Origin of the sequence: Massilia genomosp. 1 (assembly GCF_011682185.1) — a bacterium.
In the GTDB taxonomy this organism is placed as follows: domain Bacteria; phylum Pseudomonadota; class Gammaproteobacteria; order Burkholderiales; family Burkholderiaceae_D; genus Telluria_A; species Telluria_A rubra.
On the sequence record NZ_WHJF01000011.1, the window covers coordinates 17,248 to 43,044 of the forward strand.

27 protein-coding genes are annotated in these 25,797 nt (G+C 64.3%); 15 read left to right on the top strand and 12 right to left on the bottom strand.

The features are described 5' to 3' along the window. The first annotated feature begins 4 nt into the window (after window positions 1-4). Genes F1735_RS06200 through F1735_RS06230 form a run of 7 tightly spaced genes read left to right on the top strand, consistent with a single transcriptional unit; the run spans window position 5 to window position 5,433 of the window. Window positions 5-1,723 carry an ATPase, T2SS/T4P/T4SS family gene (locus F1735_RS06200; protein ID WP_167236117.1) on the top strand — a complete coding sequence of 573 codons (1,719 nt, stop codon included), beginning with the start codon at window positions 5-7 and terminating at the stop codon, window positions 1,721-1,723. Further along, window positions 1,716-2,576, top strand: coding sequence for a type II secretion system F family protein (locus F1735_RS06205; protein WP_167236118.1), 861 nt, complete (start codon window positions 1,716-1,718; stop codon window positions 2,574-2,576). The genes F1735_RS06200 and F1735_RS06205 overlap by 8 nt, the downstream gene beginning before the upstream one ends. Before the next feature lie 12 nt (window positions 2,577-2,588). Further along, window positions 2,589-3,461 carry a type II secretion system F family protein gene (locus F1735_RS06210; RefSeq protein ID WP_167236119.1) on the top strand — a complete coding sequence of 291 codons (873 nt, stop codon included), beginning with the start codon at window positions 2,589-2,591 and terminating at the stop codon, window positions 3,459-3,461. Window positions 3,462-3,471: 10 nt separating this feature from the next. Further along, entirely contained in the window at window positions 3,472-3,987 is a 516-nt protein-coding gene (locus F1735_RS06215; RefSeq protein ID WP_167236120.1) for a tetratricopeptide repeat protein, read from the top strand. Beyond that, entirely contained in the window at window positions 3,984-4,706 is a 723-nt protein-coding gene (locus F1735_RS06220) for a TadE family protein (protein WP_167236121.1), read from the top strand. The genes F1735_RS06215 and F1735_RS06220 overlap by 4 nt, the downstream gene beginning before the upstream one ends. Window positions 4,707-4,738: 32 nt before the next feature. Further along, complete coding sequence (locus F1735_RS06225; protein WP_167236122.1) at window positions 4,739-5,065, top strand: DUF192 domain-containing protein; 327 nt, start codon at window positions 4,739-4,741, stop codon at window positions 5,063-5,065. Further along, entirely contained in the window at window positions 5,062-5,433 is a 372-nt protein-coding gene (locus F1735_RS06230) for a hypothetical protein (RefSeq protein ID WP_167236123.1), read from the top strand. The genes F1735_RS06225 and F1735_RS06230 overlap by 4 nt, the downstream gene beginning before the upstream one ends. Before the next feature lie 59 nt (window positions 5,434-5,492). Here F1735_RS06230 and F1735_RS06235 read toward each other — a convergent pair whose 3' ends face one another. From F1735_RS06235 to F1735_RS06250, 4 genes are all read right to left on the bottom strand, one after another. Next, window positions 5,493-6,797, bottom strand: coding sequence for a DUF945 family protein (locus tag F1735_RS06235; protein WP_167236124.1), 1,305 nt, complete (start codon window positions 6,795-6,797; stop codon window positions 5,493-5,495). 204 nt (window positions 6,798-7,001) lie between these two features. Next, entirely contained in the window at window positions 7,002-8,114 is a 1,113-nt protein-coding gene (locus tag F1735_RS06240; protein WP_167236125.1) for a hypothetical protein, read from the bottom strand. Between the two features lie 123 nt (window positions 8,115-8,237). Next, window positions 8,238-9,308 carry a hypothetical protein gene (locus F1735_RS06245; RefSeq protein WP_167236126.1) on the bottom strand — a complete coding sequence of 357 codons (1,071 nt, stop codon included), beginning with the start codon at window positions 9,306-9,308 and terminating at the stop codon, window positions 8,238-8,240. Window positions 9,309-9,396: 88 nt separating this feature from the next. Then, window positions 9,397-9,954, bottom strand: coding sequence for a hypothetical protein (locus F1735_RS06250; RefSeq protein ID WP_167236127.1), 558 nt, complete (start codon window positions 9,952-9,954; stop codon window positions 9,397-9,399). Window positions 9,955-10,152: 198 nt separating this feature from the next. On the opposite strand from F1735_RS06250, the gene argJ reads away from it, so the two are divergent. The 8 genes from argJ (at window position 10,153) to F1735_RS06290 (ending at window position 17,033) form a co-directional block, all read left to right on the top strand. Then, window positions 10,153-11,391 (top strand): bifunctional glutamate N-acetyltransferase/amino-acid acetyltransferase ArgJ, encoded by a 1,239-nt coding sequence (gene argJ / locus F1735_RS06255; RefSeq protein WP_167236128.1) that lies wholly within the window; start codon window positions 10,153-10,155, stop codon window positions 11,389-11,391. 8 nt (window positions 11,392-11,399) lie between these two features. Beyond that, window positions 11,400-12,278, top strand: a complete 879-nt coding sequence (locus F1735_RS06260) for an ATP-binding protein (protein ID WP_167236129.1) — start codon at window positions 11,400-11,402, stop codon at window positions 12,276-12,278. After that, window positions 12,275-12,685, top strand: a complete 411-nt coding sequence (locus F1735_RS06265) for an NUDIX domain-containing protein (RefSeq protein ID WP_167236130.1) — start codon at window positions 12,275-12,277, stop codon at window positions 12,683-12,685. Before F1735_RS06260 ends, F1735_RS06265 begins: the two co-directional genes overlap by 4 nt. A gap of 54 nt (window positions 12,686-12,739) precedes the next feature. After that, the gene (locus tag F1735_RS06270) at window positions 12,740-13,996 is read left to right on the top strand and encodes a D-amino acid dehydrogenase (RefSeq protein WP_167236131.1); all 1,257 of its coding nucleotides are present in this window, start codon (window positions 12,740-12,742) and stop codon (window positions 13,994-13,996) included. A gap of 79 nt (window positions 13,997-14,075) precedes the next feature. Beyond that, on the top strand, window positions 14,076-15,095 hold the full coding sequence (locus F1735_RS38205; protein ID WP_167236132.1) for an OmpA family protein: 1,020 nt from the start codon (window positions 14,076-14,078) through the stop codon (window positions 15,093-15,095). Further along, a complete protein-coding gene (locus tag F1735_RS06280) occupies window positions 15,095-15,829 on the top strand; it encodes a hypothetical protein (protein ID WP_167236133.1) in 735 nt (244 codons plus the stop codon). Before F1735_RS38205 ends, F1735_RS06280 begins: the two co-directional genes overlap by 1 nt. 168 nt (window positions 15,830-15,997) lie before the next feature. Continuing rightward, on the top strand, window positions 15,998-16,462 hold the full coding sequence (locus F1735_RS06285) for a hypothetical protein (protein ID WP_167236134.1): 465 nt from the start codon (window positions 15,998-16,000) through the stop codon (window positions 16,460-16,462). Then, entirely contained in the window at window positions 16,440-17,033 is a 594-nt protein-coding gene (locus F1735_RS06290) for a hypothetical protein (protein WP_167236135.1), read from the top strand. Before F1735_RS06285 ends, F1735_RS06290 begins: the two co-directional genes overlap by 23 nt. 34 nt (window positions 17,034-17,067) lie before the next feature. On the opposite strand, the gene F1735_RS06295 is transcribed toward F1735_RS06290, so the two are convergent. From F1735_RS06295 to F1735_RS06330, 8 genes are all read right to left on the bottom strand, one after another. Next, on the bottom strand, window positions 17,068-18,219 hold the full coding sequence (locus F1735_RS06295; protein WP_167236136.1) for a sensor histidine kinase: 1,152 nt from the start codon (window positions 18,217-18,219) through the stop codon (window positions 17,068-17,070). Window positions 18,220-18,314: 95 nt separating this feature from the next. Then, window positions 18,315-18,500, bottom strand: coding sequence for a DNA gyrase inhibitor YacG (yacG, locus tag F1735_RS06300; RefSeq protein WP_167226460.1), 186 nt, complete (start codon window positions 18,498-18,500; stop codon window positions 18,315-18,317). Window positions 18,501-18,515: 15 nt separating this feature from the next. Continuing rightward, on the bottom strand, window positions 18,516-19,271 hold the full coding sequence (gene zapD, locus F1735_RS06305; protein ID WP_166894242.1) for a cell division protein ZapD: 756 nt from the start codon (window positions 19,269-19,271) through the stop codon (window positions 18,516-18,518). A 79-nt stretch (window positions 19,272-19,350) separates the two neighbouring features. After that, complete coding sequence (coaE, locus tag F1735_RS06310; RefSeq protein ID WP_229505657.1) at window positions 19,351-19,944, bottom strand: dephospho-CoA kinase; 594 nt, start codon at window positions 19,942-19,944, stop codon at window positions 19,351-19,353. Between the two features lie 88 nt (window positions 19,945-20,032). After that, window positions 20,033-20,926, bottom strand: coding sequence for a prepilin peptidase (locus tag F1735_RS06315; protein ID WP_167236138.1), 894 nt, complete (start codon window positions 20,924-20,926; stop codon window positions 20,033-20,035). Between the two features lie 313 nt (window positions 20,927-21,239). After that, a complete protein-coding gene (locus F1735_RS06320; RefSeq protein WP_167236139.1) occupies window positions 21,240-22,466 on the bottom strand; it encodes a type II secretion system F family protein in 1,227 nt (408 codons plus the stop codon). Between the two features lie 11 nt (window positions 22,467-22,477). Further along, window positions 22,478-24,205: a type IV-A pilus assembly ATPase PilB gene (pilB, locus tag F1735_RS06325; RefSeq protein ID WP_167236140.1), complete on the bottom strand. Its 1,728-nt coding sequence runs from the start codon at window positions 24,203-24,205 to the stop codon at window positions 22,478-22,480. A gap of 223 nt (window positions 24,206-24,428) precedes the next feature. Beyond that, window positions 24,429-25,709 carry an HlyC/CorC family transporter gene (locus tag F1735_RS06330; protein WP_167236141.1) on the bottom strand — a complete coding sequence of 427 codons (1,281 nt, stop codon included), beginning with the start codon at window positions 25,707-25,709 and terminating at the stop codon, window positions 24,429-24,431. Between the last annotated feature and the right edge of the window lie 88 nt (window positions 25,710-25,797).

Sequence of the window (25,797 nt, forward strand, 5' to 3'; positions counted from 1 at the left end):
TCCCATGATCACGATCGAATCCAGACAGCCCGACGGCCAGCTCGCCGACTATGTCATCAGTAAAACCGCCGTGATCGGCGCCGAGGCAGCCTCGCCGATTCCGCTGCCTGCCGCAGCCGGCAAGGGCGCGCTGCACCTGACCGTGGACGCGCAAGGCGGCACCAGCGTGATCGACCTGGCCTCGCTGGCCGGCGTCTTCGTCAACGGCGAGCGGATCGTGCGTTACGGCCCATTGCGCGTGGACGACGCCATCATGGTCGGCGGCCAGCACCTGCGGGTCAAGGCGGTTGGTCTGGCGCGTCCGGCCGAACCGGTCAAGCCTTCCCTGTGTGACCCGGTTACGCCGGCCGCCGCCGCGCAGGCGCTGCTCCAGCCGGTCGAGGAGCCGCGCGGCGGCGCCCGCAGCGACGCCGCGCGCGCACTGCACCTGGCCCTGTCGCGCAATGCCGAGGTGCTGCACGCGGAGCTGATCCAGACACTCGACCTGCGCCGCCAGGATGTGACGCGCATGGGCGACACCGAGTTGCGCGGCGTGGCCGATAAGCTGATCCGCGAGTTGATGGCGAAGGTCACCCTGCCGGCCGTGACCGATCCCGATGAACTGGCCAGGTTCGTGCTCGACGAAGCGGTCGGCCTGGGCGTTCTCGAAAGCCTGCTGGCCGACGACTCGGTGACCGAGATCATGGTCAACGGCGCCCAGGATATTTTTGTCGAACGCGATGGACAGACGCGCCGCAGCGACATTGCCTTCAGCAGCGAGAAGGCGCTGATGGGCGTGATCGAGCGCATCGTCTCGCCCATCGGACGCCGCGTCGATGAATCGTCCCCCTTGTGCGACGGGCGCCTGAAAGACGGCTCGCGGGTCAATATCGCGATCCGCCCGATTGCGCTCAAGGGGCCGTCGGTCTCTATCCGCAAGTTCGCCAAGCGCCGCCTGGGTGTGGCCGACCTGGTCAAGTTCGATTCGGTCGACGCCGCCATGGTCGCCTTCCTGCGCACCTGCGTCGAGCAGAAAAAGAACATCGTCATCTCCGGCGGCACCGGCTCGGGCAAGACCACGCTGCTCAATATCATTTCGAACCTGATTCCGCCCTACGAGCGCATCGTCACGATCGAAGATGCCGCCGAACTGAAGCTGTATCACGACAATCTGGTCACGCTCGAAGCGCGCCCGGCCAACGTCGAGGGGCGCGGCCAGATCACCATCCGCGAGCTGGTCAAGAATGCGCTGCGCATGCGGCCCGACCGCATCGTGGTCGGCGAGTGCCGCGGGGGCGAGGCGCTCGACATGCTGCAGGCGATGAACACGGGCCACGATGGTTCGCTCACGACGGCCCACGCCAATTCGCCGCGCGATATGCTCTCGCGCCTCGAAGTGATGGTGATGATGGGCGGGATGGAGCTGCCGGTGATGGCGATCCGCGAACAGGTGGCGTCCGCGGTCCAGATCATCGTCCAGCAAACCCGCTTTGCCTGCGGCACGCGCAAGGTCACCAGCATCACCGAAATCACCGGCATGGAGCGCGGCGTGATCCAGATGCAGGAAATCTACCGCTTCCAGCGTCTCGGCTTTTACGATAACGGCAAGGTGCGCGGCCAGTTCGTTCCGTGCGGGAACGTGCCCACCTTTTACGAAGAACTGCGCGGCTTCGGCATCGACATCGACCTGACCACCTTTGGCGTCGACGGCGCCGTCGGGGCGGGCCAGGCCGGCCATGGATGACGCGCTGCTGCCCAGCGTGATCGCGGCCGGCATCGCCGTGGCCACGGTGCTGTTCGTGGCCGCCGTATGGATGCTGGGACGCAGCCTGGCCGCGTCTTACCAGGAAAAGGTGCTCGATACGACCAGCCTGAAGCTGTCGGACATGTTCATCTTCATGGACCCGCGCCTGCTGACCAAGCTCAGTATCGTCGCCACCGTGCTGGTGCCTGTCGTGCTGCTGGTTTTGAGCCGCAATCCGCTGCTGGCTGTCGCCGGCGCCGTGGCGTGCCTGGTCGGCCCCGGCCTGGTGCATAAGCGCCTCAGGGCGCGCCGCCGCAGGATGCTGATCCGCCAGTTGCCCGACACCCTAGACTCGCTGGTCGGCGCCCTGCGTTCGGGCATGAGCTTGCAGCAGGGACTGGCGCTGCTGGCCGAGCAGTTGCCCAAGCCATCGAGCCAGGAATTTTCGCTGTTGGTGCGCAAGCTGCGCATGGGCGTGGGCATGGACGAAGCGGTCGATGAACTGGAGTCGCGCATCGGCTCGCGCGAGTACACGATGTTTGCCACCAGCATGCGCATCGCGCGCGAGGTCGGCGGCAACCTGACCGAGTCGCTCGAACGCCTGGCCGACACCATGCGCCGCAAACTGGCGATGGAAGACAAGATCGACGCCCTGACCGCGCAGGGCAAGCTGCAAGGACTCATCGTCGGCTGCCTGCCGCTGTTCCTCATGGCGGCGCTCAACGGCATGGAGCCGGAGGCCATGGCGCCGCTGTTTACGACCTGGATCGGTTATGGCGTGCTACTGCTCATTTTCGTGCTCGAGTGCGTCGGGTTCGTCCTGATCCGCAAGATCGTCGCCATCGATGTGTAAGGGGAGCTGCGCATGATCGAAATGTATCTGCTCGCCGGCGCGTTTGCGATGGCCATGATGTTCGGCGCGGTATTCGCTTACCGGATCGTCACCGCGGTCGAAGTCGAAGACCGCACCTATGCCGACAAGCCGCCGCCGGCCATGGCGCGTGTCTGGCCGCTGATTGTCCTGGTCACCCATTATCTTGGTCCCTTGCTGTCGGTCGAGTACCGCGAGAAGACCATCCGCCGGCTGCGCAAGGTGGAACTCGACTATGCGCTCTCGCCCCAGCAGTGGTTTGCGTCGAAGGTCGTGTATGCGTGCCTGATCGGCGCCCTGGTCACGCTGCTGGCCTTATGGGTGGGGGCGAAGGGCCTGGTGATACCGATGGCCGGCTTCCTGTTCGGTTTCTGCTACCTCGAAATCTGGATGCGCGACCGCATCAAGCGCACCGAGATCGACGTGCTGAAAAACCTGCCGGCCTTTCTCGACATGCTGACCCTGGCCATCGAATCCGGCTGCAACCTGACCGTGGGGATGAACATCGCCGTCGAGAAAACGCCCGACAATGCCTTGCGCCGCGCCTTTGCCCGCCTGCTGCGCGAGATCCGCTCGGGACGCAACCGCATCGACGCGCTGCGCATGCTCGAGGAGCGGCTCGACAACGCCGCCGTCAGCTCCCTCATCAGCGCACTGGTCCAGGCCGAAAAGACCGGCGCCAGCCTCGGCATGGTGCTGCGCGCGCAGTCGACCCAGCGCACCAACGAGCGCTTTTCGCGCGCCGAGAAGCTGGCCATGGAAGCGCCGGTCAAGATGCTTGGCCCCCTGATCCTGTGTATTTTCCCTTGCACCTTCGTCGTGATCGGTTTTCCCATCGTGGTCAAGATGCTGGGCGCAATCAACTGAGGAGGCCTTGATGCTCAAGCCACGCAACGCCGTTTTTCGCGCAGCGCTGATGTGCTGCAGTTCCTTTCTGTTGGCCTGCACCACGCCGGCGCCGGCGCCGCAGGCTGCCGGTCCGATGAGCGAGGCGCAGATGACGCAACTGGCGGCGCGGGCCGAGCAGGAAATCGGCGCCGGCCGTTTTGGCGATGCCGAGCTGCGTTACCTGCAAATCGTGGACGCCTTTCCCGCCAACGCCACGGCCTGGTTCCGGCTCGGCACCGTGTACCTGCGCACCAAGCAGGTGCGCCAGGCCCAGGGCGCGTTCGAACAAGCCTTGCGGGTTGACCCGGGCATGGCCAAGGCCCAGGCCAACCTGGCGCTGGCGCACGCGATCTTGTTGCGCGGCGCGGCCGGCATCGCCGTGCGCAGCGGCGATGTCGCCGCGCCTAACCGGCAAGCGCTGCAAGCGCTGATGCGCGATGTCGATCATGCGCTCGGCCCGCAGGCGCCGCCAGCGCCGCAGGCCGCGCTGGAGCCCTTGCAGTGACACGGCGTGACGGCGCCGGCCGCGTGTACGCTCAGTGCGGCGCCGCGACGATCGAGTTCTACATCATCGCGTTCTGGGTTCTGGTTCCCTTGTTCATGGCGATCCTGCAATTGGGTTTGTTCATGGTGGCCAAGAACACGGCCAATGTCGCTACGCTCGCTGCCGCCCGCGCCGGGGCGGCCTCGGGGCTGGACATGGGCGAGATGCGCCGCGCTTTTGCCTTGCACATCGCGCCCTTGTACGCTACCAGCGGGTTGTGGCGTATCAGCGATGAGGGCTTCGCCGACGCGCAATCGAATTACAAGAGCGTGGGCCTGTCCGCGATTGTGCGTGCCAGATTGGAGACCGAGGGCATGAAAATCCACCGCATCACGGTCCTCAATCCGACCAGCAAGTCATTCGACGACTTCCAGATCACGCGTGCGTCGGACAAGGCGCAGATTATTCCCGTGGACGGCCTGTACGCCAACAATGCCATGGGTGGAAAATCGCAGCAGCAGCGCTCCGATGCACTGCTGCTCAAGATCGAAACGCGCTACTGCTACCAGATGATCATTCCGGTCATCGACAGCATGATCATCAAGGTATTGACCAGCGACTTGTGGTCCGATCATAGCCTCGATCACCTCACCTGTTATGCCATCAACGCCATCCCGATCCTGTCGCAATCGGTGGTGCGCATCACCGTGCCGCCGGAACGCGGCAAACTGGAGAAATGAACATGGATAAGCGGTGCGTCGAGGTGCGTGGCATGCGAATCAGCGTAGCGTGCTCGTTTGGCGCGCGCCTGGTCGGCTTGCTGGGACGGCGCGCGCTGGCGCCGGACGAGGGGCTGTTGCTGGCGCCCTGTTCCAACATTCATACCTTGTTCATGCGCTTCGCCATCGATGTCGTGTTTCTCGACAGTGAAGGGCTGATCCTGGCGATCCACCGCGACGTCAAGCCGTGGCGCGTGCGGGCCGCGCGGCGCGCGCACGCCTGCCTCGAACTTGCCGGTGGCGGAGCGCTGCGGGCCGGGCTGGCAGTGGACCAACGCCTGGCCAGGCTGGCCAGCCACCGTCTGGCCGTGGCGTCATGAGCCGCGCGTGCCTGCTGATAGCGATGCTGGTGGCGCTGTCGCCCGCGCTGGCTGAAATCCATGTCCGCGTCGACCGCGCCAGCGGTGTCACCGTATTGAGCAATGTGCCGCCCAAACCCGGGCTCGCGACAGCGCCGTTATCCCCGGCAGTCCCGCTGCGCAGTGCGACGGTGGCGTCCTTCCCCAGGGTCGATCCGCACACGCAACAGGAGCGCGACATCGACCGCCGCGCGATCCTGGAAAACGAATTGGTCTCGGAACAGAAGGCGTTGACGACTGCCCGTGAACATGGCGCCGACGCCGATGTGCGCCATCGTCATATCGCCAATCTGGCGGCGCTGCGACGTGAACTGCGCAGCATTCGCTGAGCGATGGCCGCCGGTTGATGCCTGGCTTGCTTACCGCTCAGGTGCTGCTTGCTTGATACTTACTTGCTGCGGCGCGCCCGCTTCTTGCCGCCAGCGGCCGGCGTCTTGCCAGCGCCGCCCGGCATGGCGATGGCCTTGCCGTTGACCGTCAGCTTGCCTGCCTTGTAGTCGAGCATCGACACCAGCACATCGCCTTCCAGGCGCGCATAACCCGCATCGACGGCCATTGTCACGTACGTGTCGGTCATCGACTTGACGGTGGCGTCGATCGCTTCAGGCGATGGCTTGTCGGCCTGTTTTTCAGCCTGCGACAGCGTGATCTTGCGCGTCACGGCGCTCACCAGCGCGACCGGCACGCGCATTTCGAAGCGCGCATCCATTTTCTTGACCAGCGCGCTGGTCGTCTTAAAGTCGCTCTCGACCGTCTTGCCCAGGGAGAAGCGGCCTTTCAGGAGCGCGCGGTGACCCAGGTAGCCCACGCTCATCTCGGTCAGTTCGATCGCCGTGCCGCGCGCCGACATGCCCTTGGCGAAGGCCTTGATCTGCGGGCCTAACTCGTCCAGCTTCGGCTCGGCGCCCGGCTTGGTCTTTTTCCTGATCTCACTGCTTAATTGCTCGAACGCTTTCAGGTCGAGCTTGCTCATGCGCAGGGACGCGCGCAAGTCCTCGATTTTTTCGTCCATGACCGTGATCAGTTCGATGCGCAAGTCGCTGGCGAGGTCGTAGTCCTTGCCGTTCGGCTCAACCACGGACGTGACCGACAGCTTGTCCATTTTCATGCTGAACGGCTTGTCCTTGCCGCTCATCTCGATCGACTTGGCCTCCACGCGTGCCGCGCCGATCCAGACGTCGTCGCTGTTGCGGCTTTGCTTGCTTTCCAGGGTGATATTGTTGACGATCCCCTTGCCCGATTTACTGTCGAACATGAACACTGGCCAGCTACCGGTGCTGGTCATGGTGCGGCCGGCCTGGTCGGTCAGCATATGGAGCTTGAGCGCGCTCCACGACCAGTTTTGTTCGTTCAGGTCGGCGTAATTGTGCGCGGGCACCGAGAAATCGAAAGCGATCATGCCGCCTGCGGCCGGCGCGCGCGTGAGCGTGTACGGACGGGCCGAACCGAAGACTTTTTTCAGCTTCTCGCCGGTCGGCGCGCTGAACTCGTACACAGCCAGCTTGTCGAAAACAGGAATCGGATTGCCCTTGGCCGTGCCGAAACTCTGCTCGAGTTCGACTGTGGCCGCTTCCATGGCGTCGGCCATGTTCGACTCGGTCTTGGCGGCGGGCGCCTTGGCGTTGTCGGTGGCATTGGCGGCCATGGCCGGGAAGGAGGCCATCAGGGCCGCGCACAGGAGAAATTTTTTCACTGGAGATTGATTGATAAATAGATAATGTTAAACATTATCCGGCAAATGTGTTTACTTGTCATTAAGCATGTTTGTGGTTGCTAAATTGCAACGCGTGGAAGGTCCGGCCTTGTCTTGCGACAGCCGGCAGGGGCACGCTGTCGCCCCGCTCAGCCAGCGCGGCCCGGGCTTGCGAGCCCTTGCAGCCATCCCGGCGCCGCACCCCTACGAGCGCGCCGCAGTGTACCCGGGTAGCGCCGCCTCGATCACGTGGACCGCCGCGCCGGGCGCGCGGTGCGCGGCGCAGCGCGCCTGCGTTGCCTCGCCGTCAGTGCCCCAGACGTCGAAGATCAGCTGCGCGCCGATGCGCTCGACGATGGCGTCCATGGCCTCGTAATCCCTGGCCATGCAGGCAAAGTAGGCGAACGCATTGAGGTTCCACGCGGCCGGGTACAAGCTGACCAGGTGCTCGAAGCTGGCGCGCATGGTCGGCCAGTCGGCGCGGCCGGCGTCGAACAGGTGCCCGTGATACTCGCTCTGGTCCATGAACCAGTAAATGCGCGCATACATCGACGGCTGCTCCCTGCCGGCGGCATGGCTGGCATCGTGCGCCAGGCGCGCCACGCCGTCGGGCGTGCCGCCCCAGCGCGGGTGCGAGTACAGCGCGGCGGTGAAGTAGGCGGCGTGATAGTTCGGATGGCGCGCCAGCGCCTGCCGCACCTTTTTGCGATAACCCTCGGCCGACATGCCGTCCACGTAGGGCGCCACGCTAAGCACGGCGCGATGCCATTCCGGATCGTTGGCCCGCTCGGCCAGCACCCGGGTTTTTTCCAGCATGCGCATGGCCACGTCGGCGCCGTACGAGACGGCGTCGCGCTGTTGCTCCGGCAGCTTGCTGAACAAGCCGCTGCCGCGCGCCACATGCAGCCGCCCCAGTTGCAGGTACACGCCGAACAGGCGCGCAGGCACCGACTTCGGATAGCCGGCCTGCCATTGGCGCGCCTGCTCTTCCACCGCCTCCCAGTAGTCCATGTCGGTGGTGTGGGTGCCGAAACGGCGCAGCTGGTTGTAGAAGATCGCCAGTTTCCACAGCCCGCTCGGCGTGCGCTGGCCGGCGTGGTTCAGGGAGCGATACAGCGCTTCCAGGCGCCGGAAGTCGCCCGCCACCAGATAGCGCTCGGTTTCCTGCTTGATCGCTTCGTGTGCATGCGTTTCCGCATCCGCCGGCGGATTGTCGGTTGCGGCCGGCGCGGCGGCATGGCTGCACAAGGCCGCCGACAGGCACGCCAGCGCGAGGACGGCGCGAGCGCCCCGGGAAATGCGCGAAAATGTCGTCATGATGTCCCTTTCAGTGCCGGATCGCGCCTTGAAACGCATCCACGGCAGGGAAATAATGACAGCGTGCAACTCTTTACGATCTGCGAAAACGCAAGGGATGACGCCGCTCGGGCGCACGACGCCCTACAGGCGCGCCGCGGCAGGGGCCTGGTGCGCCAGGCAGCGCGCGTACGTGGCCTTGCCAGCGGCGCCCCAGAGGGCGGGGAACAGCCCGGGGCCGATGCGTTCGACGAGGGTGTCCATGGTCTTGTAATCCTTGGCCATGCAGGCAAAGTAGGCGAACCCGTTCAGGTTCCACGCGGCCGGGTACTGCGCAACCATGTGCTCGAAGCTGGCGCGCATGCTGGGCCAGTCGGCGCCGCCGGCATCGAACAGGCGGCCCTGATACGCGCGCTGGTCCATGGCCCAGAAAATGCGCGCATACATCGAAGGCGATTCCTTGCCGCCGGCATGGCTGGCGTCGCGGGCCAGGCGCGCCACGCCATCGCGCGTGCCGCCCCCGCGCGGCTGCGAGTAAAGCGCGGCGGTGAAGTAGGCCTCGTGATAGTCCGGGTGGCGCGCCAGTGCCTCCCGCACCTTTTCGCGGTAGCCGTCGGCGGACATATTACGCATGTACGGCGCCACGTTGAGCATGGCGCGCTGCCATTCCGGGTCGTTGGCTTGAACGGCGAGGCGCCGGGTATCTTCCAGCATCTGCATGGCCTTGATCGCGTAGGCATCGAGGATGCGGCGCTCCACTGCCTTCAGCTTGCCGAGGGGGCGGCCGGCGCGCGTTAGCTCCAGCAGTTCCAGTTTCACGTACACGTCCAGCAAGCGTGCCGGCACCGAGTCCGGATAGCGGGCCTGCCACTGATTGGCCTGGCCTTGCATCTCAAGCCAATCATTCATGTCCGGGACCTGGGTGCGGAAGCTGCGCAGCTGATTGTAAAAGATGGAGAGCTTCCAGAGTCCGCTCGGGGTGCGCTCGCCGGGCCGGTTCAGCCTGAGGTGCAGCGCTTCCAGGCGCTCGAAGTCGCCCGCCAGCACATAGCGCGAGGTTTGCTGTGCGATCCCTTGTTGGGCGCGTATTTCCGCGTCCAAGGTCGCACCCTCGTTTCCGGCCGCAAAGGCGGCATGGCTGCACAGGCTCGCCGACAGGCCGGCCAGCACCAGGAGAGCGCGCATCCCCACGAACATACGCGCAATGATTGTCATGACGGTTCTTTCAATGGTCGACAAGGCCGCGGATTATCTCCACGGCGGGTAAATAAATCACAGCGCATCGCAGCGGGCCGGCGCCCGCCTACGCGGCCGCGGCGCTGCGTACGAAGCAGTTTTCCGGCACCCCGTCGTCGGCCTCGGCATAGGTGAAACCGAGTCCCACCGAGAACGCCGGCAGGCCGAGCGCTTCGGCCAGGCGTTCGTGCCGTTCCACCGCCATCATGAACGACTCGTCGCGCAGCACCGCCTCGACCGCGCCGACATCGGCCGCGCCGAACGCGGCGCACAGGCGCGCCGCGTCGCCCCCTTGCGGCACGCCGAATCCATCCTCGTCATCTTCCGAAAACGCCGCCGGATTCGAGTTGTACTGATCGGTCTTCGCGCCGTTCTCGTACAGCTCCAGGTACAGGAAATTGTCATCGTGATTGAGCAGCGCCAGCACCGGGCAGGCGAAAAAGGCCGACAGGCTTTGCCCCAGCGCCCCGAGCACCTGCGGGTCCTGGCATTCGCTCGCCTCGTCGAGCACCGTGAGATTGCCGTCTTGCTCGCGCGAGACGAAGGCGCGCCGCTCGTTCAGGTGGGCCAGCACGGCCTGCTGGCGCGGACCGCGCACTGTGTGGCTGGTGTAAAAAGAACCCATGTTCGCTCCCTTGCGATGATTGATTCAAGGCGCATCCGGCTTGATTTGATAGCAATATTTCAATGCTACTATAAGTTGTCTGCCGCATCGATGGGGCGGTGTTGCGGCGCCCGTCCGCCGTCCGCTTGCAGTTGCCTCCCGCATATCGTTTCAAGCGTTACAATAGCGTCTTCCCACTTCCACGCTAGAGAATCCGCCATGGCCGTTAATTCCCCTCTGCCCGTCGCCGCCGACCTGAAGCCCGTCAACGGGATCGAGATCGGTTTTGCCGAAGCCGGCATCAAAAAGCCCAACCGCAAGGACATCCTGGTGATGAAGCTGGCCGACACGGCCACCGTGGCCGGCGTGTTCACCACCAACCGCTTTTGCGCCGCTCCCGTGCAGGTTTGCAAAGCCAACCTGGCGGCTGTCGCCGCTGGCGGCGCGCCGATCCGCGCGCTGGTGGTCAACACCGGCAACGCCAACGCCGGCACCGGCGAGACCGGCCTTGCCAGCGCCAACGCCACTTGCGCCGCGCTGGCCAGGCTGCTCGCCTGCGAGCCGCACCAGATCCTGCCGTTTTCGACAGGCGTGATCCTCGAGCCGCTGCCGGTCGACAAAGTCATCGGCGCGCTGCCGGCGGCCATCGGCAAGCTGAAAGCCGACAACTGGTTCAACGCCGCCGAGGCGATCATGACCACCGACACCCAGCCGAAAGCGGCCTCGCGCACGGTCGACATCTGCGGCCACAGCGTGACCATGACCGGCATCAGCAAGGGTGCCGGCATGATCCGCCCGAACATGGCCACCATGCTCGGCTACCTGGCGATCGACGCCAAAGTGTCGCAGGACGTCTTGAATGAACTGGTCAAGCATGCGGCCGACCATTCGTTCAACTGCATTACCATCGACGGCGACACCTCGACCAACGATTCGTTCATGCTGATCGCCACCGGCACCGGCAGCCTGGCCATCGCCAACACCGATTCGACCGAATACGCCGAACTGAAAACCGCGGTGACCGAGCTCGCCCGTTCGCTGGCGCAGATGATCATCCGCGACGGCGAAGGCGCCACCAAGTTCATCACCGTCACGGTGGAAGAGGGCGGCAACATGGAAGAGTGCCGCAAGATCGCCTATTCGATCGCCCATTCGCCGCTGGTGAAAACCGCGTTCTTCGCGTCCGACCCGAACCTGGGCCGCATCCTGTGCGCGATCGGCTACGCCGGCGTGGACGACCTCGATGTCACCAAGCTCGATCTGTACCTCGACGACGTGCTGGTGGCCAAAAGCGGCGGGCGCAATCCGGCCTACCAGGAAGCCGACGGCCAGCGCGTGATGCAAAAGAGCGAAATCACCGTGCGCGTGCGCCTGGGACGCGGCGCCCACAGCGCCACCGTCTGGACCTGCGACCTGTCGCACGAGTACGTGACCATCAACGCCGACTACCGTTCCTGAGTCGCGCCTTGACGACGCCACTCGAACAATTCCTGCGCCGCGCCGAGGCCCTGCTGCAGCGGGTCGAGGCGGTGCTGCCGCCGGCCTACCCGCGCATGCCCGACTGGCGCTCGGGCACCGCGTTCCGCTGGCGCAAGCGCCCCGGCAGTACCGTCAATTACCTGCAGCCGGTGCAGCATGCGGCCACCATCGCGCTGTCGGACCTGCACAACGTGGGGCCGCAAAAGCAGCAGATCGAGCGCAACACGCGCCAGTTCGTGCAGGGGCGCCCGGCCAACAATGTGCTGCTGACCGGCGCGCGCGGGACCGGCAAGTCGTCGCTGATCAAGGCCTGCCTGAACCAGTTCGCCGCCGACGGCCTGCGCCTGATCGAAGTCGACAAGGCCGACCTGGCCGAACTGCCCGACATCGTCGACCTGGTGGCCGGACGCCCCGAGCGCTTCATCATCTTTTGCGACGACCTCTCGTTCGAAGAAGGCGAAGCCGGTTACAAGGCGCTCAAGGTGGCGCTGGACGGCTCGATCGCGGCGCAGTCGGACAATGTGCTGATCTACGCCACCTCCAACCGGCGCCACCTGCTGCCCGAAAAAACCAGCGACAACGCCAGCTACAAGCATGGTGACGACGGCGACCTGCATCCGGGCGAAACGGTGGAAGAGCGCATTTCGCTGTCCGAGCGCTTCGGCCTGTGGCTCTCGTTCTATCCGTTCAAGCAGGATGATTATCTCGACATCGCGGCGCACTGGCTGGCCAGTTTCGGCTGCAGCGCGCAGCAGATCGAGCAAGCGCGCCCCGAGGCCCTGCAATGGGCCTTGCAGCGCGGTTCGCGTTCGGGCCGGGTGGCGTGGCAGTTCGCGCGCGATTACGCGGGAAGGCTGCCCGAATGACCGAATCGACCAGTAAAAAACCGATCGATGTCGCGGTCGGCATTTTGATGAAACCCAATGGCGACGTGCTGCTTGGCCAGCGTCCCGCCGGCAAACCGTACGACGGCTATTGGGAATTCCCGGGTGGGAAAGTGGAAACCGGCGAAGCCCTGCTCGACGCGCTCAAACGCGAATTCGTCGAGGAGCTTGGCGTTCATATCCTGAGCGCGAGCGAATGGTGCGGGGTCGAGCACGTGTACGAACACGCGCACGTGCGCCTGCACTTCTTTATCTGCCGCCAGTGGCGGGGCGAACCGCAAAGCCTCGAAGGGCAGGCCTTTGCGTGGCAGGGCGTGGTGGGTGTGTCGCCGCTGCTGCCGGCCACCATTCCGCTGCTCGCATGCCTCGACCAGGTGCGCTACCCGTAAGCTTTTTCACCTGTATTTGCCGCTTCGGCAAACCAACGCACCGCAAGGAAGTCCGTGAAAATTATCGTGCTCGGTAGTGGCGTGGTCGGTACCACGTCGGCCTATTTCCTGGCCAGGGCCGGCCATGAAGTGACCGTCATCGAGCGCCAGGACGGCGCCGCGCTGGAGACCAGTTTCGCCAACGCCGGCGAAGTCTCGTCGGGCATGGCCGCGCCGTGGGCCGCGCCGGGCATTCCGATGAAGGCGCTGCGCTGGCTGGCCATGCGACACAGTCCGCTGGTGGTGCGCCCCTCGTTCGATCCGCGCATGTGGCGCTGGTTGATGCAGATGCTGGGCAACTGCAATCCGGCCAGCTACGCCGTCAACAAGAGCCGCATGGTGCGCCTGGCCGAGTACAGCCGCGATTGCCTGATCGCGCTGCGCGAGGAGACCGGCATCGCCTACGACCATCGCAGCAAGGGCACCTTGCAGGTGTTCCGCAATCCGCGCCAGTTGGATGAAGCCCAGGACGATATCGCGGTGCTCCAGCGCTACGGCGTGCCGCATGCGCTGTTCGACGCCGCCGGCTGCGAAACGGTGGAGCCGGCCCTGGCGCGGGTGCGCGGCAAGATCGTCGGCGGCCTGCACCTGCCTTGTGACGAAACCGGCGACTGCTTCAAGTTCACCCAGGCGCTGGCGCAGATGGCGAAAGGCCTCGGCGTGGTTTTTCGTAACAAGGTCGAGATCCGGCGCCTGCTGCATGAGGGCGACGCCGTCACGGCGGTCGATACCTCGCTGGGCGAACTCAAGGCCGATGCCTTCGTCATGGCGCTGGGGAGCTATTCGCCGCTGATGCTGGCGCCTTTGGGGATCAAGATCCCGGTGTATCCGGTCAAGGGCTATTCGATCACCTTGCCGATCATCGACGCGGCCAGCGCGCCCGAGTCGACCATCATGGAAGAGACCTACAAGGTCGGCATCACGCGCCTGGGCGAGCGGATCCGCGTCGGCGGCACCGCCGAAATCGCCGGCTACGACCTGCGCCTGCACGAGGCGCGCCGCGCCACCCTGGTGCATGCGGTGAGCGAGTTGTTTCCGGGCGGGGGCGACGTGGAAAAGGCGACCTTCTGGTGCGGGCTGCGCCCGATGACGCCGGACGGCACGCCGGTGATCGGGCCGACCCGCTACCGCAAGCTGTTCCTCAACACCGGGCACGGCACCCTGGGCTGGACCATGTCGTGCGGTTCGGCGCGGGTGCTGGCCGACCTGGTGTCGGGGCGCGCGCCCGAGATCGATACCGAGGGCTTGTCCATCGAACGCTACCGGCCCTGAGGCGCGCGTCCGCGGGATGGTATTGTTGATGGTTTTATAATAAGATACTGGCAACAAGTTATTTCTGCGGGAACTACAAGTGATACTACGATACAAGACAAACCAGCCACGCTGCCTGCTGGTGCTGCTCGCCGCGCTGTGTGCCGGTCCTGCCGCCGGCGCCAACGCCAACCGGGTCGACGCCGACAAGCCGGGAGGCAGCGATCATCCGCTCATCTCGCGCTACGCCGGCTCCACGCTGTACACCTACGGCGACGACAATGTCGGCACCGCCCCCATGCTCGAGCCGGGCAAGGGCCGGCCGGTAGAGCAAATTATCGAAGGCAAGGTCGCCACCCGCGCCTACTGGGGACCGGCGGGGCGCAGCGCGCTCGAAGTGTTTCGCAACTACCAGAGCGCGCTGCGCAACGCCGGCTTCCAGCCGGTCTACGAATGCGAGGTGGCGCGTTGCGAAGCGGACAAGGTCCAGCACATCCTGGTGCGCTGGCCGATCGCCGCGCGCTGGGTCGGCAACGACAAGTCGGATTACCACGTCATCCGCATGTTCGAATACAAGCCGGGCTTTCACTACATCCATGCGCGCAAAAGCGGCCCGCATGGGCCGGTCGATGTCCAGGTAGCGCTGCGCGAGGGCGACGCAGGCAACAAGGGCACGGCAGACAAGGTCCTGCAATACGTGCAGGTGGTGGAAGCTGCCACGGTCGAACAGGGCAAGGTCACGGTCGACGCGGCCGCCATCGGCAGCGCGCTCAAACGCGAAGGGCGCATTGCGCTCTACGGCGTGCTGTTCGATACCAGCCAGGCCGCGATCAAGCCCGAATCGGGCGCCACGCTCGAACAGATGGCCAAGACGCTCAAGGATGACCCGCAGTTGCAGGTGCTGATCGTCGGTCACACCGACAACCAGGGAGCGATCGACGCCAACCTGGCCTTGTCGCGCAAGCGTGCCCAGGCCGTGGTCGAGCGCCTGACGGGCCGCTACGGCATTGCGCCGGCGCGCTTGCAGGCGCATGGGGTGGCCAATCTCTCGCCCACGTCGAGCAACAGCGACGACGCCGGACGCGCGCGCAACCGCCGGGTCGAAATGGTGGTTCGCTGATGCGCCCGCTGTTGTGGACGGCCGTGCTGGGATGCGCGGCGGTGCTGGCGGCGCCGGCCTGCCTGGCTACGCCGATGAGTCACGTCACGCCCGAGCCGGGCCTGTACCGGGTCGATTTCGATGGCCGCATCGAGATGGCAAACGGGCAGCCGCAGTTCAGGCAGCACAGCGATGGCGCGAGCGGTGATGTCCACGCCGAACACTACGCCGATGGCGCGCTCAAGAACAAGCGCACCTTCAAGGGCGCGCCGCCGGTAACCCAGTGCATCAAGTCGTGGCAAAAGAGCGACGTCGTCCAGCTGCTGCCGCTGCTTCCGGGCGCTTGCAAGAATCAACGCATGCAGGAAACGCAGGATGGCGCCATCATGACGGCAGAGTGCAGCATGGGCCTGACAACGACCACGATCCGCAAGCTGAGCGCCGAGCAATGGGAATACCTGATTGACATGCCGTCCGGCCGTCCTGCTGGCGGCGCGCCCGATATGTCGGCCATCATTCAGATGATGCAAACGCAAATCAAACAGACGCCGGTGCCGGAGGCGCGTGCCAAACTTGAAAAGCAACTGGCCGAATTGTTGCAGGCGCAGAAAGAAATGGCGAAAATCTATCGCGAGGCCAGTGAACAGGGTGCCCTTGCGAACAAGTCAGCGCCTGCGGCGTCGAAGGGCGCAGCAGCGCCGATGCGTGCCAGGAGCCGCGCCGTGTTGACGAAAATTAGTAACACCTGCAACTGACGGCGCGAGGGTCTCATCGACATCACAAGGGGGATCACGGCGCGGGTTTGCGCCATCGCGCTGGCATTCGCACTGCCCCTGACGCTGCCGCTGGCGGCGCATGCCCACCTCGGTGCGTCGGACCCAGCCTGCGAACGCAGCGGGGCCGGCGGCGCGCGCACCGCGCTGGTGCTCAAGCGCTCGTACCTGAACAAGCGCGGGGAATTCATCGGCGTGTTTGAATTGCGCAATGATGCTATCAGCCCGGCGCTGGCCGTGCCGGGCGAACGGCGCGGTGGCCGCTTCATGGTGGGGCCGCCGGATACCTGGATCGACTTCCAGGATGTAAACGGTCGCTGGGATATGCTGCTGTTCGGTGCGATATCGCATTACCTGCCGCGTCCGCACGCGCTCAGCGTCAAGCAGGGCAGGGCGGTGCAATTCGACGCCTATCTTTTCCCCCGCGACCTGGTGCGCAAGGACGGCGCCGCATTCACCTTGACCTTGTATTCCAGCGCGCCACGCCATTGCGTGGTCTCGCTGCCGTTTACGGCCGTGCGCGCACCCAGGCCGGTCACGCGCCTGGTATCCGATCCGGTGCCGCCGATGGTTGGCTGGATCGAGGAAACCGATGTCAAAACGAAGCAGAAATGACGCCATGAAGGCGATGTGGGCGCGCGTGCCAGTCGCAGCGGCATTGCTGGCTGCGTTGACGGGCGCTGCCCCGGCGCTGGCCGAGGAAGAATGCGAAGGCGAGGAATTCATCGCTCCGGGCGCGACCCTGGTGCTCAAGCACGGGAGCGTCGACCAGCAGGGCCGGTTCATGGGGACGTTTGAATTTCACAACTACCATCTCGGCCCGGCAGTCGAGCTGGCAGGCCAGTTCGAGCAAATGCCCGGCCAGCGCAAGATGCTGGTGGTGTCCGCGCGCGACACGCGCATCGAGTTCAAGGATTTCACCCCGGCCTGGAGGGCGCTGGCGCGCCCGTCTGCCCATAAGGCTAGTGCGGCCGGCAAGCTGGTCGTCAAGGCACGCAGCTCGGTGCCGGTCAAGGCCTACCTGTTCGACCAGCGCGTGGTGCGCCATAGCGGCTCCGCATTCCGGCTCAAGCTGTACACCAGCAATCCGCACGGATGTGTTGTGTCGGTGCCTTTTTCGGTAGCGCCGGCGCGTGCGCCGGTGACAGGATTCGTGTCGGCGCGCCCTGTGGCGCCTGGCAAATAAGCGCGCTTGCGGTGCGCTTGCTGCGCGCGCCGGATCAGGCGTTGGCCAGCTGCGCCTTCGGTGCGCGCGGCAAGTGGGCCGTGAAAGTGGTGCCGCACTCCACGCTGGAGGTGACGTTCAAGGTCCCGCCATGCGCCACGGCGATTTCGCGCGCGACGAACAAACCCAGTCCCAGGCTGGTGCGCGGGCGTGCCTCGGCTTCGCCCTCGCCCGGCAACTGGATCAGCGGACTGAAAATACTCTCCAGCGCCGAGGGCGGAATCACCGGGCCGTCATTGGTCACGGCCACCGTCAGCGCGTCCGGATGGGCGCGCGCGACGATGCGCACGGCGGCGCCGCGCGTACCGTACTGGGCGGCGTTGACCATCAGGTTGGTCAATAACTGGTGCAGGCGCACGGCGTCATACTGGCCTTTGATCGCCTCGTCGGCCTCGATCTCGAAGCGCGTGGCCGGATGGGTGGCGTGGGCGTCGGCCAGCGCGGCGCGGCAGACGTCGCCCAGGTCGACCTCGCGCAGCACGGTCGGCATGCCGCCGCCGAGCTGGGTGCGGGTGTAGCCGATCAGGTCATCGACCATGCTGCTCATCAGGCGCGCACCGCGCTTGACCCTGCCGCCGATTTCGGCGGCCTGGGTGGCGTCGACCCGTTGGCGGCTGAGCAGCTCGCCCGCCATCGACATGCTCGACAGCGGCGCGCGCAGGTCGTGCCCCAAGATAGCCAGGAACAGTTCGCGCATGTGGTCGGCGCGCGCCGAATACGTCACCACCGATTCGGCCAGGGCCTGGTCGATGGCTTCGTTAAAGCGCACCATTTCGTCGGCCACGTCGGACGTCATGCGTTGTACCTGCGGCAGCCACAGGCGCAGCACGGTGGCGCGCAGGGCGCGGTATTCGGCGCTGAGCTGGAGCAGGGAAAAATTGCTGGCCTGGCGCAGCGCGCCGTGGATCGAGGCGGCGCTCTCGCCCTCGACCGTGTCGGGCGCGCGGCCCTGCGACTTGGCGATCTGCTGTTGCGGGTTCTGCGAGGTTTCGATGTCGAGTGCGATCGCCTGCAGGATCTGGCGCGCGTGGTCGCGCAGCGCCAGGTCGGTCATCTGGCTGGCGGCCGGCAGCAGGGTCTGGGCGAACGCCTCCCACTCCGTCAGGATGGCTTCCATGCGCTCTTTGATGAAACGGTCGAGTCTCATCGGTATGCCCGTGGCATTGCCATGACGTTGCATCCTTTGCAAGTGGGAAGGTCAGTCATTGTAAGCGTTTTGCCGCCGCTGTGGCGAACACGACGCTACTGGGGCAGGTTCTCGTCGTCGAGCAAGGGGTCGGACGGGGCGGCGCCGGGAATGGTGTATTTTTCCTCGGCCCAGGCGCCCAGGTCGATCTGTTTGCAACGTTCCGAACAGAAGGGGCGGAACTTGTTGGCCTCGGTCCATTCGACCTTTTTGGCGCAGGTGGGGCAGCTGACAACGGTCATGGCAACATCAAACAGTTAGAAATTACAGAGCGTGAGCTCGAACGGGACGTCTTCTTCCAGCGGCTTGGGCTTCAAATCCCCGCCCTGCGTGGTGAAACGGACCCACAACATGTACTTGTTGGCGGAAATCTCGGGGATCGCCCCCATCGACTCATCCATGGTCAGGCGCAACATCTGATAGACCTTGCCTTGGAGCATTTGCTGGTAGCTGCCGGCGATGGCGATCATCTTGACCGGGCCGCCCGAGTCGCGCAACAGGCGCAGCACCAGGGCCAGGGCGTCGAACAGGGGCGCCAGCGGGGCGAACCAGTTGACGATATCGTTGAAGCGCTGTTCGGCCGGGCGTTTTTGCCAGGCGTAGTAGGACGGCAAGTCGAATTCGCAGGCGCCGCCGGGAATGATGGTGCGTCCGCGGATGCTCATCAGCCATTCGTTGTCGCGCACGTTCTGGCCAGTCTTGCCCTGGGCTGCGACCAGGGCGGCGCTGACCGTTTCGACCTCGAGCAGGACGGCGTCGAGCATGTCGGCCGCCACGTTCGGATTCGACCGGTAGCTCAGCAAGCTTTGCTTCTGGCGTTCGAGTTCCTGCAGCAGGTCGCTCTTGAGATCGGCGCGGCCGGCCACTTCGAGCATGTCGAAAATGGTGGCCAGGGCAACGTGATGCTGCATTGCATGTTCCTGATGCACAAAGAACTTGAACTTCTCATACAGGTCTTCCAGCCGCAACAACGTGCGTATGCGCTCGTTGAAAGGGTATTCGTAGACGATCAAAATGACATCCCTTTACATGGCAGGAGAAGAATTCCGTGATTCTGAACCAAGCGAGGCAAAATTACAAACGCCGCACCGGTTATCGTGCCATTCTCCCGCAAAATGCCAGATATTGGGCATGCAATAGAGCAATTTGACGGTCCAGGGCGTCCAGGCCGCCATCGTTGGACAGCACATCGTCGGCTTGCGCCAGCCGTTCGGCGCGGCTGGCCTGGGTGGCCATGATGGCGCGCACCTGGGCTTCGCTCATGGCGTTGCGGCGCATCACGCGCGCGATTTGCATTTCTTCGGGGCAATCGATGACCAGCACGCGGTCGACCCGCTCGCGCCAGCCGCCGGACTCGACCAGCAGCGGTACCACGTAGATCAGATAGGGACCGCTGGCAACACGGGCCGCCGCCGCGGTGGCGGCGCGGATGCGCGGATGCAGGATCGCTTCCAGGCGCGCCTTGGCGGGCGGCTCGGAAAACACCAGTTCGCGCATGCGCACGCGCTCGAGGGCGCCGTCGGCGCTGACGAAGGCCGGGCCGAATTCTTGCAGCAGGGCATCCATGGCAGCGCCGCCGGGGGCGGTCAGGGCGTGGGCGATGAGATCGGTATCGATGATGCTCGCGCCGAGCGCGGCGAAACGGTCGGAGACGGCCGTCTTGCCGCAGCCGATGCCGCCGGTCAGGCCGACGCTGAACTTGCCGCGCTGTGCCGCGCCAGGCGACGCGCTATGCGACGCGCCAGGCGACGCGCTATCCGACGCGCTATGCACTTTACTGGACCCAGTGCTTGATGACGACATCGGTCACGCCGGCGATTTGCTTGCCGTATATCATCACGATCAGGCCGGCCGCCGCCAGGTAGGGACCGAAGGGAATCTTGACGTTGCGCTCGCGCCCGCCGAACACGATCAGGCAGATGCCGACCAGCGAGCCGACCGCCGACGAAATCAGGATCACGCTCGGCAGCATGCTCCAGCCCATCCAGGCGCCGAGCGCGGCCAGCAGCTTGAAGTCGCCATGGCCCATGCCGACCTGGCCGCGCAGCTTCTCGTACAAGGTCGCCACCGACCACAATGCCAGATAGCCGACCGCGGCGCCGATGACGGCGTCCTGCAGCGGCACGAAGCGGCCCTGGATATTGAGCAACAGGCCGATCCACAGCAGCGGATAGGTCAGCTCGTCGGGCAGCAGTTGGGTGTCGGCGTCGATGAAGGTCATCGCGATCAGCAGGTACAGGAAGACCAAGGTGGCCAGCCCGGTATAGTCGCTGCCGAAGGTCCACACCAGCAGGGCCGACAGCAGGCCGCTGGCCAGTTCGATGAGCGGATAGCGCGGCGAAATTTTCGCCTTGCAGCCTTTGCACTTGCCGCCCAACATCAGGTAGCTGATCACCGGAATGTTTTCCAGTGCGCCGATCTTGTGGCCGCAATGCGGGCAGGCCGAGCGCGGCACCATCAGGTTGAAGGTGTCGGTGTGCGCCTTGCGGGTGCCGCAGCCGCAGCCGTATTCGCCGGCCAGGTAATCGTTATAGTCGCGCTCCATCATCTTGGGAAGGCGGTAGATGACGACATTGAGGAAGCTGCCGATCAACAGGCCGAACAGGCCGGCGACGAGGGCCGGGCCCAGGGAGCCGGGGGCGGCGAACAAAAGTGTTTCCGGTAGCATGATGCTCCACGTTATGAATTGATCAAGCAGTTCTGTACAACAATCTATTTTAGGGGCTTTCCGCCGCTTTGGGGAAGGCCGATGGCCTTCTGACCGCGCGCAAGGCCGATGTTGTCGCATTTGGACCGCCGCCGGCGTCGCGCGCCATCGCGCATCGGCGTAGGCGGGCAATGGCGATGCGTGCGCAAGCGAGTGGGAAGGGCCGGGCGCATGTGAAAACGGACCGCAGCTTGCTGCGATCCGTCATGCGATGTCACCGTGTCCGAGGCCAGGTGAGCCCGGGAAGGCTGGCCTTCCCGACGTGGCCGGGCGATTACACCACCGCGCCCAGTTTGAAGATCGGCAGGTACATGGCAACGACCAGGCCGCCGATGATCACGCCCAGGATCACCATGATCAGCGGTTCCATCAGCGAAGCGAGCGAGGCCACCGCTTCGTCGACTTCATCTTCGAAGAAGCCGGCGACCTTGCCCAGCATCGAATCGAGCGCACCCGATTCTTCCCCGATGGCGACCATCTGGGTGACCATCGGCGGAAACACATTGGCGTTCTGCATCGCCACCGTCAGGCTGGTGCCGGTGCTGACCTCGTTCTGGATTTTCTTGGTCGCTTCCAGGTACAGGGCATTGCCGGCCGCGCCGCCGACCGAGTCGAGCGCTTCGACCAGCGGCACGCCGGCCGCGAACATGGTGGCCAGGGTGCGGGTCCAGCGCGCAATGGTCGCCTTGCGGATCACGGAACCGAAAATCGGCGCCTTGAGCAGGGCCAGGTCCATGAAACGCTGCATCTTGGCCGAACGTTGCCAGGCCTGGAAGAAGAAGTACAGGCCGGCAAAGATGGAGCCGAAGATCGCCCACCAGTACGAGACGAAGAAGTCCGAGATATCCATCACGATGACGGTCGGGGTCGGCAAGTTGGCGCCGAAGCTCTCGAACACCGTCTTAAACGCCGGCACCACCCAGATCATGATCACGGCCGTGACGATGAACGCGATCCCCAGGATCGACACCGGATAAATCAGCGCCGAGCGGATCTTGGCCTTGATGGCCAGGGTCTTTTCCTTGTAGATCGCCAGGCGCGTGAGCAAGTCTTCCAGGATACCGGCCTGTTCGCCGGCGCCGACCAGATTGCAGAACAGCGGGTCGAAGTAGAGCGGATACTTGCGGAAAGCATTGTTCAGGCTGGTACCGGTTTCGATATCGCCGCGCAGTTCCATGATCAGCTTGGACATCGAGGGGTTCGAGTGGCCCTTGCCGACGATGTCGAATGATTGCAGCAGCGGCACGCCGGCCTTCATCATCGTGGCCAGCTGGCGCGTGAACAGGGAAATATCCTTGTCGGTGATTCTTTTACCGCTGCGATAGCGCTTTTTCTTGACCTTGGTCACCATCACACCCTGGCGCCGCAAGGTCACATTGACCACGGCTTCGCCGCCGGCGCGCAGTTCGCCGCGCACGGTCTTGCCGGTCTTGTCCTTGCCTTCCCAGGCGTAGACCGACTCCTTGGCGGCGGCGGCGGTTTTGGTTTGAGCGAGTGCCATACTGTATTTTCCTATTCGTTGGTGCAGCCGAGAACTTCTTCAAGACTGGTCAAGCCTTGCTTTACTTTCATCAGGCCGGAGCGGCGCAGGGACTTGACGCCCTCCAGCTCCGATTGCGCGGCAATTTCCATCGAATTGCCGTGCGCCAGAATGATTTTTTCGATCGCCGGGGTGATCGGCATGATCTGGTAGATACCGACCCGTCCCTTGTAGCCGCCACCCATGCAGCGCTCGCACCCGACCGGACCGTAGGGCTTCCAGCCGCCTTCCAGTTCATCGTCCTTGAAGCCGGCCGCGAGCAGGATTTCGCGGCTGGTCTCGACCGGTTTCTTGCAGGTACACAAGCGGCGCGCCAGGCGCTGCGCCGTGATCATGATCACCGAGGAGGCGATGTTAAAGGGCGCCACGCCCATGTTCATCAGGCGCGTCAGGGTCGACGGCGCATCGTTGGTGTGCAGGGTCGAGAACACCATGTGGCCCGTTTGCGCAGCCTTGATGGCGATGTCGGCCGTTTCCAGGTCGCGGATCTCGCCGACCATGATGATGTCGGGATCCTGGCGCAGGAAGGACTTGAGCGCGACCGGGAAGGTCAGGCCGGAGCGGTCGTTGATGTTGACCTGGTTCACGCCGGGCAAGTTGATCTCGGCCGGGTCTTCCGCGGTCGAAATATTGATGCCGGGCTTGTTGATCACGTTCAGGCAGGTGTACAGCGACACCGTCTTGCCGGAGCCGGTCGGGCCGGTCACCAGCACCATGCCGTACGGGCGCTGGATCGCTTCGAGCAGCAACTCTTTCTGGTCTGGATCGTAGCCGAGCGCGTCGATGCCCATCTGGGCCTGGGTGGCGTCCAGGATCCGCATCACGGTCTTTTCTCCGAACAGGGTAGGGCAGGTGCTGACCCGGAAGTCGATCGCCTTGGTGGGCGAGAGGATCAGGCGCATGCGGCCATCCTGCGGCACCCTTTTTTCGGAAATGTCGAGCTTGGAGAGCACCTTGATGCGCGAGACCAGCTTGTCGCGGATGGTGATCGGCGGCTGCGCGTGCTCGCGCAGCATGCCGTCCACGCGCAGGCGGATGCGGTAGAATTTTTCGAACGGTTCGAAGTGGATATCGGACGCGCCCAGGTTGATCGCGTCGGTCAGGATCTTGTTGAGGAACTTGACGATCGGTGCGTCTTCGATTTCCGCCGCGCCCTGGTCGATCACCGTGGTGGGCGCGTCGTCCTCGCCGAACTGGATTTCTTCCTGCTCGCCCACCATGTCGTTGAGACTGGTTTCGGCGTTGCGGCCCAGGCTGGCCAGCAAGGTCAGCAGCACGTCGTGCAGCACGATCACCGGTTCGACCGAGGCTTCGCTCTGGAACTTGATCTGGTCCAGGGCCTGGATATTGGTCGGGTCGGAAATGGCCACCGACATCTTGTTGCCGCGCTTGGCCAGGGCGATCACGCGCTGGCTTTGCATCAGCTTGCCGTCGATGGCGTTGGCCGGCAGGGCGTCGACATTAAAGCTCTGCAAGTCCATCAGCGGGTAGCCGAAGGTTTCCGCGCAAAAGGCGGCCAAGGTGCGCGAGTCGAAGGTGCCGGTCAGCAGCAGGGTATCGATGAAGGGACTCTTGTCCGCCAGCGACTTCTTGTGCAGCGAATCGGCCTGCTGCGCACTCAGGCGGCCCGCCTGCATCAAGGCGCGGGCCAGGCCCGGCATCGGGGTTCCGGGGGTCGTATTGGGGAGGACTGCAGCCATATGCGCGCTTGGTTTAAAGAGTACGGGGAACGACAAAGCGCCGTCCAGGAGTGACTGTTGCGGCGAACTGCCTTGGATCATGCCTCCGGGCATCACATTTGTAAAGCGTTTGCTGCATGGGGGAGGCAACCATACCACGTAGCCAAAATGGAACGTTTTTTAGTCTTTTGGAACTTCTATGGTTGGAGTGAAATTGTTGGTGACAGTCTGATTAGGGACTGTCTCAGCGCGCCGGAGGGCGGGTCAGCTTGACCAGCTTGATCGCCTGGTTTTGCACCTGGATGACTTCGATCGCCACGTTGCCGATTTTCATGCTGATCGGGGCCTCGGGAATTTCCTGCAATTGCTCCAGCATGAGGCCGTTGACGGTCTTGGGGCCGTCCAGCGGAAACGCCAGTCCCAGGCGTTTATTGATCTCGCGCAGGGGCGCCGTGCCTTCCAGCACACATTCGCCGCGCGCATCCCAGCAGACGTTATCGCTGGGCGCCGCGCCGGGCGCCGAGGTGGTGAAGTCGCCGATCATTTCTTCGATGATATCGTCGAGGGTGACCAGGCCCTGCACTTCGCCGTACTCGTCGACAATGATGCCCAGGCGTTCTTTGTTTTCTTGAAAATATTGTAGCTGAGTAAAGACGCTGGTGTCCTGCGGAATGAAATACGGTGTTGTCAGCAAACCACGGAAATGCGCGATGGTCAGTTCATCTTCCGCGTTGAGCAGGGCGATCGCATGGCGCACATGCAAGATCCCGATGATGTGGTTGATCTCGCCTTCATACACGGGCAGCTTGTTGTGGTAGCACCTGGTCAGCTGGGCCTTGAGCTCGGCGACCGGGACGGCCAGGTTGAGCGCCTCGATCTGGGCGCGCGGGGTCATGATGTCTTCGATCGAGGTGGTGTCGAGGTCGAACAGGTTGAGCAGGATGCTTTTATGCTTTTGCGGAATGAAATTGCCGCCTTCGAGCACGATGGCGCGCAATTCGTCGGGCGAGACGCGGTTCTGGGCGGCGCTGTCGGCCGGCTTGACGCGCAGAATAGTCAAGAACAGGCGCACGAACAGGTTGACGAACCAGATCAGCGGCTTGGCTGCCGCCATCATCGGCTTGAGCAAGGTGCTGGCGACCAGCGAAATGGTTTCGGGATAGGTGGCGCCGATGAACTTGGGCGCGATTTCGGCGAACACGATCAGCACGAACACCAGCAGCGCGATGGCGATCGCAATGACGCTCTCTTCATAGCCGAACAGCAAAATCGCAATGGCGGTGGCCAGCACCGTCGCCATGGCGTTGACCAGGGTATTGGCGATGAGGATCAGCGAGAGCAGCTTGTCGGTGCGCTCGAGCAGCCATAAGGTGGTGATGGCGCCGCGGTGGCCGCGCTTGGCCAGGCTGCGCAGGCGGAATTTGTTGGCGGCCATGAGCGCCGTTTCCGCCATGGCGAAAAAGGCTGAACACAGGATCAGCAAGACCAGCGCGGCGACAAGCACCCAGGGTGACACGGTATCCAAGGGTCAGCGTGCGGCAGCGGTAGAAGAACAGGGGAGCATCGAAAGCGGGCCACGCCCAGAATGGTGCGTCGCCGGAACGGCAACCGCA

What these genes read in the sequence shown, in the direction of transcription:
- F1735_RS06200 (WP_167236117.1), top strand. Translation starts at nt 5, where the DNA reads ATGATCACGATCGAATCCAGACAGCCCGACGGCCAGCTCGCCGACTAT.
- F1735_RS06205 (WP_167236118.1), top strand. Translation starts at nt 1,716, where the DNA reads ATGGATGACGCGCTGCTGCCCAGCGTGATCGCGGCCGGCATCGCCGTG.
- F1735_RS06210 (WP_167236119.1), top strand. Translation starts at nt 2,589, where the DNA reads ATGATCGAAATGTATCTGCTCGCCGGCGCGTTTGCGATGGCCATGATG.
- F1735_RS06215 (WP_167236120.1), top strand. Translation starts at nt 3,472, where the DNA reads ATGCTCAAGCCACGCAACGCCGTTTTTCGCGCAGCGCTGATGTGCTGC.
- F1735_RS06225 (WP_167236122.1), top strand. Translation starts at nt 4,739, where the DNA reads ATGCGAATCAGCGTAGCGTGCTCGTTTGGCGCGCGCCTGGTCGGCTTG.
- F1735_RS06230 (WP_167236123.1), top strand. Translation starts at nt 5,062, where the DNA reads ATGAGCCGCGCGTGCCTGCTGATAGCGATGCTGGTGGCGCTGTCGCCC.
- F1735_RS06240 (WP_167236125.1), bottom strand. Translation starts at nt 8,114, where the DNA reads ATGACGACATTTTCGCGCATTTCCCGGGGCGCTCGCGCCGTCCTCGCG.
- F1735_RS06245 (WP_167236126.1), bottom strand. Translation starts at nt 9,308, where the DNA reads ATGACAATCATTGCGCGTATGTTCGTGGGGATGCGCGCTCTCCTGGTG.
- F1735_RS06250 (WP_167236127.1), bottom strand. Translation starts at nt 9,954, where the DNA reads ATGGGTTCTTTTTACACCAGCCACACAGTGCGCGGTCCGCGCCAGCAG.
- argJ (WP_167236128.1), top strand. Translation starts at nt 10,153, where the DNA reads ATGGCCGTTAATTCCCCTCTGCCCGTCGCCGCCGACCTGAAGCCCGTC.
- F1735_RS06265 (WP_167236130.1), top strand. Translation starts at nt 12,275, where the DNA reads ATGACCGAATCGACCAGTAAAAAACCGATCGATGTCGCGGTCGGCATT.
- F1735_RS06280 (WP_167236133.1), top strand. Translation starts at nt 15,095, where the DNA reads ATGCGCCCGCTGTTGTGGACGGCCGTGCTGGGATGCGCGGCGGTGCTG.
- F1735_RS06290 (WP_167236135.1), top strand. Translation starts at nt 16,440, where the DNA reads ATGTCAAAACGAAGCAGAAATGACGCCATGAAGGCGATGTGGGCGCGC.
- F1735_RS06295 (WP_167236136.1), bottom strand. Translation starts at nt 18,219, where the DNA reads ATGAGACTCGACCGTTTCATCAAAGAGCGCATGGAAGCCATCCTGACG.
- yacG (WP_167226460.1), bottom strand. Translation starts at nt 18,500, where the DNA reads ATGACCGTTGTCAGCTGCCCCACCTGCGCCAAAAAGGTCGAATGGACC.
- F1735_RS06315 (WP_167236138.1), bottom strand. Translation starts at nt 20,926, where the DNA reads ATGCTACCGGAAACACTTTTGTTCGCCGCCCCCGGCTCCCTGGGCCCG.
- F1735_RS06320 (WP_167236139.1), bottom strand. Translation starts at nt 22,466, where the DNA reads ATGGCACTCGCTCAAACCAAAACCGCCGCCGCCGCCAAGGAGTCGGTC.
- pilB (WP_167236140.1), bottom strand. Translation starts at nt 24,205, where the DNA reads ATGGCTGCAGTCCTCCCCAATACGACCCCCGGAACCCCGATGCCGGGC.